Source organism: Streptomyces sp. NPDC005761 (assembly GCF_040630635.1).
Taxonomy (GTDB): domain Bacteria; phylum Actinomycetota; class Actinomycetes; order Streptomycetales; family Streptomycetaceae; genus Streptomyces.
In genome coordinates, this window is sequence record NZ_JBEXXX010000020.1 from 129,581 (window position 1) to 138,412 (window position 8,832).

Genomic DNA, 8,832 nt, shown 5'->3' on the forward strand with positions numbered 1-8,832 from the left:
GCCTGGCGAGCTTCGAGCCTCGACAAGGACTGATCATGGCGCGCGTACACACCGGCTGCCCCGACTGCAAGCGATGCACCAACAGTGCCGTCGGTGAAGGGGCCCGGAAGGCAGGCCGATGGACCGCGGGCATAGCGACCATGGGTCTCAGCGAGGCGGGCATGGCCTTCACGCGCAACTGCCGAGGCTGCGGTCACGCCATGTCGCTCCATGACCGCAAGGACAACAGCGCGTTCACGCGGGACCCGGGCCACCGCGGCGCCCCGGTGGTACCCGGACACGCGGCCCCCCACCAGCCCGCCCCGGCTCCCGTGTGGGGCGCACCCACCACTCCCGCATGGGGTGCACCCACCACTCCCGCATGGGGGGCACCCGCCCCGGCACCCGCACCCGCCCCGGTTCCTGCGGCCTCCGCGCAGAGTTCGCAGGAGATCATGGATCTCCTGCGCCAACTCGGTGAACTCCGCGATGCCGGTGTCATTTCTCCCGACGAGTTCGAGGCGAAGAAGGCCGACTTCCTCCGGCGGCTCTGAACTCCCGGACGCGGCCGCCTCACATCGCGTGTGGACGCAGAACCATGAGCGAGCCTTCCAGGGCCGCCACCATGGCAAAGGGGAACCGGTCGAGTTCGAGACAGAGTGCGACGTCGTCAGGATGGACTCCTTGACGCACACCCTCCGCCAGCTCGGCCGCGGCGCGTGAAGCGGCACCGCGGCGGAGGAACTCGTCCGAATCCGTCACGGGCTCGTTCGCCCGCCGGGCGATGTACTGGGCGCACGCCAGGTCCTCGTCGGCCTGTCCGTCCTCACCCGTGACCACGAACGTCACGCTGTCACTCCCACGGGCCCGCAAGGCCCGAGCCGTCGCCTCCGCCACCACGAAGCCTGCGCACAGGACCAGTTGCGCGTGCTTCACCGCGAGGGCGCCGACCGTCCCTGCCGTGGTCTTCTGCACGACGGTCCGTCCTGCGAGGTCGACGGACCTCAGCAGTCCCGGCGAGTTGACGGCGTCGAACCCCGGCGCGGACGCACCGTCCTTGAGCGCGATCCAGTCCGGGTGGCGTGCCTTGAGCGCCAACGCCGCGTCCAGCGACTCGGCGAGAACGATCTTCTCCGCCCCCTGGGCGAAGGCCCAGGCGGCCACGGTGTAGGCACGCATGACGTCGACCACGACCGCCACCGACGGGACTTCGGCCAGATCGTCGATACCGAGGAAGTGAGTGTCCATACCGGTCATGATCACGCACACCCGGTCCGTAGCATCCGGTGAGTGCCGCGCATCACATCGATCGTCCCAGGATGCGAGATCGCCGGCCCGGGTGGAAGCCCTACGTCCCGCGGTCACGTCCCTATCGTGTGGAACTCCCTGCGCAGCGCCGTGAATCCGCGTTCCTCGCGGCTGGGATGCACGCGGTTCGTGAGGAGGACCGCGTAGCGGCCGGCCTCCGGGTCGATCCACACACTCGTGCCCGTGAAGCCGGTATGGCCGTACGACGCCGCACCGAAGCCGTCACCCACCGGCGAACCGACCGGATCCTGCCCCTGCCAGGCAAGTGCGCGGCGCAGGTTGAGGTGGTCCGTGCGCGGGGCGGTCATGACGGCCAGCGTGCCCGGCCCGAGGAGCGGTCGCCCTCCGTCGAGCAGACAGCCCGCGAGCCGTTCCAGGTCCGCGAGGGTGGAGAAGAGGCCCGCGTGGCCGGCGACTCCTCCGAGCACCACCGCGTTCTCGTCGTGCACCTCGCCGGTGACGGTCCGGCCTCGCCACGTGCAGGCCTCGGTGGCCACCGCGCGGGCCCGGTCGGCGGGCCCCGGCCGGAATCGGGTGTCGGCCAGACCGAGGGGAGCACGGACGAGGCCGGTCATCAGATCGTCCAGCCCCCGACCCGTGGCCTGTTCGGCGATGAGGCCGAGCAGCATGAACCCCTGGGAGGAGTACGTGACATGGGTTCCGGGCTCGGCGTTGCGCGGCAGGGAACCCAGGGCCTGGAGCAGGGACTCGCGGGTGGGGTGGTCGCGGTAGAGAGGGACGCCGCCGGGCAGGCCCGCGGTGTGGTCCAGGAGTTGGGCCACCGTACGGGCGGCGTGCGGGCTGTCCGAGTAGCGGGCGAGGTGGCGCCCCACGGTGTCGTCCAGCCCGAGGACGCCTCGGTCGACGAGGGCCATGACGACCAGACCGACCAGCGCCTTGGTGACGGACGCGAGGTCCCACAGGTCATGACCGTCCAGAGCGGGCCCGCCGAGGGCACGGGTACCGGTCCAGCCGCGGTCGTACGGGCCCGCCGCATCGCCCAGCGACCATGCGACGCCCGAGTACAGCCCCCGCGCCCTGCCGTCCTCCAGCAGCCGGCGCCGGGCGGCGGCGGCGTCGCGGGTGGCACCGACTGCCCTGTGCGCCGGCCCGGTTGCGCGGGGCGCGGTGCCGGCCGGTCCGGTGATGGCCCGCCCGCCGTCGAGGGATGCGCGCGTCCGACCGTCCTCGGCCCTCACCGCGTCCCCCCTGCTCCCGCGGCCCCGCCCGCGCTCCCCGTCGCGGCCGTCCCGCTCGCGGGATGCCCGGAGCCCGGGACCAGTCCGAGCCTCACCCCGGGCTGCGCGGCCAGACTCGCGGACACCGCGGCGGCGGCGGAGCGCACCATCGGCCCGTACGACCGTGCGGCCGCGTCGTCGAGAGTGAAGGCGAGCCCGGTCAGCACCAGCGCACCGATCGCGCGGCCCGTCGCGTCGCGGACCGGTGCGGCGAGCGCGCGCCGGTCGATCCAGGCGTCGCTGCCGTCGAAGGCGTAGCCGTCCCGGGTTGCCGCGGCCAGAGCCTCGCGTGTCGCGTCATCGGCAGTTGCGCCGTCGGGGCCGGCCGACAGGGGATCGCGCTCCTCGGCCGGCAGGGCGGCCAGCAGGGCGAGACCCGCCGCCCCTGCGGTCATGTGCTCACGGGAGCCGGGGCGCAGGTCGAGCCCGAGGCCTTGGGCGGGCGCGCGCACGTCCAGATGGATGACCACGCGGTCGTCACGCACCACGTACGAGGCGAACAGACCGGTACGTACGCGGAGTTCGTCCAGCACCGGGCCGACCCGGCGCAGCACGGCGTCGTCGGCGAGCGCGCCCGCCGCGAGTCCGAGGAGCCGGGGCCCCGGCCGGTAGCTGCCACCGGTGGCCGCTTCGGCGTACCCCGACGCGGCGAGGGCGCGCAGCAGTCGGTGCACGGTGGGTTTGGCGAGCCCCGTCCGGCGGGCCAGGTCCGCGAGGCGGTGGGGGGCGCCCGTCCCGGCCAGGGCCGCGAGCACCTCCATCGCCTTGTCCACCGGACCGGGCGCGGGCGGAGCCGCGTCCGCGTCCGGGCTCCCGGACGCGGCGGCTGATGCCACGGCGGGAGGCTGCTGCTGCGAACGACTGTTGACCGGTTTCCCCATGTGGCCTACCTTACCCGAACTGCATTCCATTCACCGGAACGAGTGTGTTGGCCAATGGAACGAATACGTGAAGGGGGAGGTGGCCCGCGCGTCGGGTACTCCCGCCGTGCAGCGTTGCGCCTGAGCGGCCTCGCGTTGCCCGCCCTCGCCGCCCCTGCCCTGCTGACCGGGTGCGGCGCACCGTCCGCGGCCTCTGCCGGAAACGTGCTGCGGGTCTCCCAGACCGGGGACCCCAAGACGATGGACCCGCACAAGCAGGGCGACATGACGTCGATGAACGCCCTGATCAACCTGTTCGACACCCTCACCACGCGGAAACGCGACAACACCCTGGGGCCACGGATCGCCGTGTCCTGGAAGGTCGTCGACCCGAAGGTGTGGAGGTTCGAACTGCGCCGCGGGGTCACCTTCCACAACGGCGAACCGTGCGACGCCGAGGCAGTCCGGTTCAGCATCGAACGGCTGCTCGCGCCTGCCACCAAGTCGCCCATCGTGGAGCTGCGTTATGTCGAGCGCGTCACCGTCGCCGACCGGTACACGGTGGATGTGCACACCTCGGTGCACGATCCGATCCTGCCCGCGAAACTGTCCCTGTTCGGCGGCGTCGTGGTGCCACCGCGCTACCTCGCCGAGGTCGGCGACGAGGGCTTCGCCGCGCACCCGGTGGGCACCGGCCCGTTCACGTTCCAGCACTGGCAGCGCGACCACGAGCTGCGCCTCGCCGCCTACGACCACCACTGGCAGGGCCGCCCGCACGTCGACGGTCTGATCTTCGTGCCCGCCCCCAACTCCTCGTCCGCGCTGGCCGCACTGCAGAGCGGCGGCGTCGACATCGTGGCGGGCATGACCCCGGACGCCGCCCAGCAACTGGCCGGGTATCCGGGCGTGCGGATCGACCACCACACCGGCATCCGCACCTCGTACCTGTCGCTCGACACCCTGACGGAAGGGCCCCTGCGCGACCGGCGCGTACGGCAGGCGCTCAATCACGCCGTCGATGTGCCCCTCCTCATCAAGGCGGTGCTCGGCGGCAACGCCACCGAGGTGCCGGCGATGATCCCGCGCGGCGCGTTCGGCTTCGACGAGTCCGTGAAGCCGTTCGAGCGTTCTCTCGCCAAGGCCCGCGCGCTGCTTGCCGACGCCGGCCATCCCGACGGCATCAGCACCTCGCTCACCGCCTCCAACCTGGACGCCAACGTCGCCGAGGCCATCTCGGGCCTCCTGGCCCACGCCGGGATCCGAGCCGAGGTGAACCTGCTCGACCCGGGTACCTACTCCCAGCGCCTGACCTCCAGCAACCACGGCGCGCTCGGTCCGATGTACCTGGCCGCTTCCACCGTCTGGACCATGGACGGCGAGAGCATGCTCCAGTCGAACGTGCGCAGCGACCGTCGGCAGAGCCGGTGGCACAGCAAGCGCGCCGACCTGCTCGTGGACCGCGAGGAGCTCTCCGTGGATCCGGCAGTGCGTCGCCGTGCCTTCTCCGAACTGCAGCAACTGATCAAGGACGAGGCGCCGTTCGTGCCGCTGTACCAGATCGACAACATCTACGTGCACAACACCCGGCCCAGCTGGACCCCCGGCGCGGCCGGGGTGCTGGACATGGCAAGCGCGAAGGTGGCCGTGTGATGAGCCGGACCCTGACCGCACCCGCCGCGTCCGTCACCGAGCCCGGCCGCGTCCTGGCCGTGCTGCGGCCCGCCGCAACCCGCCTGGGCACCGCGCTGCTGGTGCTCCTGTGCACCGCCACCGTCGTGTTCTTCCTGGTGCGCCTGTCCGGCGACCCGGTGAAGGTGATGCTGCCGCCCGACGCGACCGCACAGCAGGAGAGCGTGCTGCGGCACGGCCTCGGCCTGGACCGGCCGCTCGTCACGCAGTACCTGGACTACCTGTGGGGCCTGCCGCGCTTCGACTTCGGCGACTCCCTCTTCTACAACCAGCCGGTCCGCTCGGTCCTCGCCGACCGCATCCCGGCCACCCTGCTCCTCGCGGCGGGTGCCCTCGTGGTGACGCTCGTGATCGCCCTGCCCGCCGGCACGATCGCGGCGATGCGGCGGGGCAGGGCGACCGACCGCGGTGTCATGACGGCCGTCCTGATCGGCCAGTCGACACCCGCGTTCTGGGTGGGCATCCTGCTCATCCTGGTGTTCGCCGTCGGACTGCACGCGCTCCCCGCCTCCGGATACGGCACGTTCGCCCATCTCGTCCTGCCGGCGGTCACGCTGGCCGTCTACTCGGTCGCCGTCGTCGCGCGGCTGCTGCGCTCCTCGCTGGTCGACGTGCTGGGCTCCGACCACATCCGGACAGCCCGCGCCCGGGGCCTGGGGCCGGTCCGCACCGTGCTGCGGCACGGTCTGCGCAATGCCTCGCTGCCCGTGGTGACGGTCGTCGGTCTCGAGGTCGGCAGCCTGCTCGGAGGCGCGATCCTCACCGAGCAGGTCTTCTCCTGGCCGGGTGTCGGCCAGCTGACCGTGCAGGCCATCGCCAACCGCGACTTCCCCCTGGTCCAGGGCACCGTGCTGCTGTTCGCCGCCACGTTCGTCGTGGTGAACCTGCTCGTGGACCTGTCCTACGGCCTCCTCGACCCGAGGGTGAGGAACTCCCGATGACCACCACCACCCCCTCCGCCGCACCGGCCGCCATCCCCGTCTCGGCCCCGCCGTCCGTCCTGCGCTCGCTGCTGCGCAACCGGCTCGCGGCCCTCGCGCTCGTCTTCCTGCTGCTGATCGTCGTGTGCGCGCTCCTCGCGCCCCTGATCGCCCCCGCCGACCCGGGCGCGCAGGACCTCCTCGGCAGGCTCCGGCCCCCCGCCTGGCAGGCCGGCGGCAGCACGGACCATCTGCTCGGCACCGACCAGCTCGGCCGCGACCTGCTCTCACGGGTCGTGTACGGCACCCGGGTCTCGCTGCTCGTCGGCGCGGGCGCCGCTCTCCTCGCCGGCGTCATCGGAACCGTCGCGGGACTCGCCTCCGGCTATCTCGGCGGCTGGACCGACCGGGTCGTGATGCGCTTCGCCGACGTCCAGCTCGCCTTCCCCGCGATCCTGCTGGCGCTCGCCGTCGTCGGCTTCGTCGGCTCGGGCCTCGGCTACGTGATCCTCGTGATCGGGATCACCGGCTGGGTGTCGTACGCCCGTGTGGTGCGCTCCGAGGTGCTCTCGCTGCGTACCCGCGACTTCGTCACCGAGGCGCGCGCGATCGGCGTCGGTGACCTGGCCATCATGCGCCGGCACCTGCTGCCCAACGTCATGGCACCCCTGGCCACCATCGGCACGCTGCACATCGCGTCGGCCGTCGTCGCCGAGGCCTCGCTGAGCTACCTGGGCCTCGGTGTTCCGAAGGAGACGGTGACCTGGGGCGGCATGCTCGCCGACGGACAGCTCTACCTCGGCACGTCCTGGTGGATCGCCGTCTTCCCCGGCATCGCGCTCATGTTCACCTCGCTGTCCATCAACATCCTGGGCGACGCGCTGCGCGACGTCGCGGACCCGAAGGCGTACCGCCGATGACCGACTCACCCCAGACCGCGACCTCCGCACCCGTTCTCGAATTCGAGGACCTGCACGTCGACTTCGCACTCGCTTCCACGACCGTGAACGCCGTGCGCGGGGTGAGCTTCGCGGTGCACGCGGGCGAGACCCTCGCCGTCGTCGGCGAGTCCGGCAGCGGCAAGTCCGCCACCGCCCTGTCCGCGCTGCGCCTCAACCCCGAGCCCCCGTGCGTGTACGCCGGCGGCCGCGTGCTGCTCGACGGGCACGACGTACTCGCTCTGTGTGAGAAGCAGTTGCGCAAGATTCGCGGAGCCCGCATTTCCATGGTGTTCCAGGATCCGATGACCAGCCTCGACCCGTTGCAGCGGGTGGGCGCCCAGGTGACCGAGGTGCTTCGGCTGCACGGCGATCACACCCGCGCCGAGGCCCGCCGCGCCGCGCTGACCGCGCTCGACGAGGTCGGCATCCCCGACCCCGAACGCCGCTACGGCCAGTACCCGCACGAGCTGTCCGGCGGTCTGCGCCAACGCGTCATGATCGCCTCCGCCCTCGTGGCCCGGCCCCGCGTCCTCATCGCCGACGAGCCCACCACGGCGCTCGACGTGACGGTGCAGCGGCAGATCCTGGAACTGCTCGTGCGGCTCCAGCAACGTCACGGAATGGCCGTGCTGCTGATCACCCACGACCTGGGGGTCGTCGCCGAGACGGCCGACCGTGTCGTCGTCATGCGGCACGGCGAGGTCGTCGAGACCGGCGACACCGAACAGGTCTTCAACCGCCCCACCGCCCCGTACACACGCGATCTGCTGGCCGCCACTCCCCGACTGGAGCCCGTCGCATGACCACGAACCCGCTGCTGGAGATCGACGGACTGCGCAAGGAGTTCCCCGGCCACCCGCCGAGCGTCGCCGTCGACGACGTCTCCCTCACCGTCCGGGAGGGCGAGACCTTCGCCCTGGTCGGCGAGTCCGGCTGCGGCAAGACGACCCTGACCCGGCTGCTGCTGCGGCTCATCGAGCCCACCGCCGGCAGCGTGCGGTTCGACGGCACGGACCTGCTGGCGCTGAAGGGCGCCGCGCTGCGGCCGCTGCGCCGGCAGATGCAGGTCGTGCTCCAGGACCCGTACTCCAGCATGAATCCGCGGCTGCGGATCGCCGACATCGTCGGGGAGCCGCTCGTCACCCACGAGGAATGGGCGCGCGGGCGGCGCGGCCGGGCCAGGGTGCGCGACCGGGCAGGCGAGCTCCTGGACTCCGTCGGACTGGACGCGAGCATCCTGGACCGGTATCCGCACGAGTTCTCCGGCGGGCAGCGCCAGCGCATCTCCATCGCGCGGGCCCTGGCGCTGGAGCCGCGGCTCGTCGTGCTCGACGAGCCGACGAGTGCGCTCGACGTGTCCGTGCAGGCCCGCGTCCTCGACCTGCTCGCCGAACTCCAGGACCGCCTGGGACTGACCTACTTCTTCATCTCGCACAACCTGGCCGTCGTCCGTCAGATCGCCGACCGGGTGGCCGTGATGCGCCAGGGCCGCATCGTCGAGTCCGGCACGGCGGATCAGGTGTTCACCGCCCCCGAGGACGCCTACACCCGCGGGCTCCTGGACGCCGTGCCGGTTCCCGACCCGAGCCGCCGGATCCTGGGGAGCGTCCCCGCATGAGTGCCGTGCCAGGTCCTGCCCGTAGGCCCCAGGCGTCCGCGCGGAGCGCGGGCACGGCAGCCCCCGGTGCGCGCGATCGGCGGGCGGGGCGGCGGATCAGCTTCCGGGGCCACCCGACCCGCGGAAGCGTACGGCGAGCCTGCGTGCCGGCCGTCGGGACGCAGACGGCGTACTGCGGACGGGACCTAGGGCGTGTTTCGAAAGTAGCGCCGTCCGCCCGGAGGGCGGGTCCGGCGGCGTCTGGTGCGTGCGATCGCAAGGCGGAGGGTCGCCCCGATA

At 72.2% G+C, this 8,832-nt stretch carries 9 protein-coding genes; 6 read left to right on the forward strand and 3 right to left on the reverse strand.

What is annotated here, in order from left to right:
• Positions 1-35: 35 nt before the first annotated feature.
• Positions 36-533, forward strand: a complete 498-nt coding sequence (locus tag ABZ434_RS20005) for an SHOCT domain-containing protein (protein ID WP_359138285.1) — start codon at positions 36-38, stop codon at positions 531-533.
• Positions 534-552: 19 nt separating this feature from the next.
• Here ABZ434_RS20005 and ABZ434_RS20010 read toward each other — a convergent pair whose 3' ends face one another.
• From ABZ434_RS20010 to ABZ434_RS20020, 3 genes are all read right to left on the reverse strand, one after another.
• Positions 553-1,227, reverse strand: a complete 675-nt coding sequence (locus ABZ434_RS20010; protein ID WP_359138288.1) for a 2-phosphosulfolactate phosphatase — start codon at positions 1,225-1,227, stop codon at positions 553-555.
• A gap of 113 nt (positions 1,228-1,340) precedes the next feature.
• A complete protein-coding gene (locus tag ABZ434_RS20015; protein WP_359138313.1) occupies positions 1,341-2,342 on the reverse strand; it encodes a serine hydrolase domain-containing protein in 1,002 nt (333 codons plus the stop codon).
• A 140-nt stretch (positions 2,343-2,482) separates the two neighbouring features.
• Complete coding sequence (locus tag ABZ434_RS20020) at positions 2,483-3,406, reverse strand: helix-turn-helix domain-containing protein (RefSeq protein ID WP_359138291.1); 924 nt, start codon at positions 3,404-3,406, stop codon at positions 2,483-2,485.
• A 54-nt stretch (positions 3,407-3,460) separates the two neighbouring features.
• Between ABZ434_RS20020 and ABZ434_RS20025 the strand changes: the two genes are divergently transcribed.
• Genes ABZ434_RS20025 through ABZ434_RS20045 form a run of 5 tightly spaced genes read left to right on the forward strand, consistent with a single transcriptional unit; the run spans position 3,461 to position 8,553 of the window.
• Entirely contained in the window at positions 3,461-5,035 is a 1,575-nt protein-coding gene (locus ABZ434_RS20025; RefSeq protein WP_359138294.1) for an ABC transporter substrate-binding protein, read from the forward strand.
• On the forward strand, positions 5,035-6,015 hold the full coding sequence (locus tag ABZ434_RS20030) for an ABC transporter permease (protein WP_359138297.1): 981 nt from the start codon (positions 5,035-5,037) through the stop codon (positions 6,013-6,015). Before ABZ434_RS20025 ends, ABZ434_RS20030 begins: the two co-directional genes overlap by 1 nt.
• Positions 6,012-6,914: an ABC transporter permease gene (locus ABZ434_RS20035; protein ID WP_359138300.1), complete on the forward strand. Its 903-nt coding sequence runs from the start codon at positions 6,012-6,014 to the stop codon at positions 6,912-6,914. The genes ABZ434_RS20030 and ABZ434_RS20035 overlap by 4 nt, the downstream gene beginning before the upstream one ends.
• Complete coding sequence (locus tag ABZ434_RS20040) at positions 6,911-7,738, forward strand: ABC transporter ATP-binding protein (protein ID WP_359138303.1); 828 nt, start codon at positions 6,911-6,913, stop codon at positions 7,736-7,738. The genes ABZ434_RS20035 and ABZ434_RS20040 overlap by 4 nt, the downstream gene beginning before the upstream one ends.
• Positions 7,735-8,553: an ATP-binding cassette domain-containing protein gene (locus tag ABZ434_RS20045; RefSeq protein WP_359138306.1), complete on the forward strand. Its 819-nt coding sequence runs from the start codon at positions 7,735-7,737 to the stop codon at positions 8,551-8,553. The genes ABZ434_RS20040 and ABZ434_RS20045 overlap by 4 nt, the downstream gene beginning before the upstream one ends.
• The last annotated feature ends 279 nt before the right edge of the window (positions 8,554-8,832 follow it).

Excerpts from the sequence above, each read along its gene's own strand:
- ABZ434_RS20005 (WP_359138285.1), top strand. The coding sequence starts at position 36 with ATGGCGCGCGTACACACCGGCTGCCCCGACTGCAAGCGATGCACCAAC.
- ABZ434_RS20010 (WP_359138288.1), bottom strand. The coding sequence starts at position 1,227 with ATGGACACTCACTTCCTCGGTATCGACGATCTGGCCGAAGTCCCGTCG.
- ABZ434_RS20020 (WP_359138291.1), bottom strand. The coding sequence starts at position 3,406 with ATGGGGAAACCGGTCAACAGTCGTTCGCAGCAGCAGCCTCCCGCCGTG.
- ABZ434_RS20025 (WP_359138294.1), top strand. The coding sequence starts at position 3,461 with ATGGAACGAATACGTGAAGGGGGAGGTGGCCCGCGCGTCGGGTACTCC.
- ABZ434_RS20030 (WP_359138297.1), top strand. The coding sequence starts at position 5,035 with ATGAGCCGGACCCTGACCGCACCCGCCGCGTCCGTCACCGAGCCCGGC.
- ABZ434_RS20035 (WP_359138300.1), top strand. The coding sequence starts at position 6,012 with ATGACCACCACCACCCCCTCCGCCGCACCGGCCGCCATCCCCGTCTCG.
- ABZ434_RS20040 (WP_359138303.1), top strand. The coding sequence starts at position 6,911 with ATGACCGACTCACCCCAGACCGCGACCTCCGCACCCGTTCTCGAATTC.
- ABZ434_RS20045 (WP_359138306.1), top strand. The coding sequence starts at position 7,735 with ATGACCACGAACCCGCTGCTGGAGATCGACGGACTGCGCAAGGAGTTC.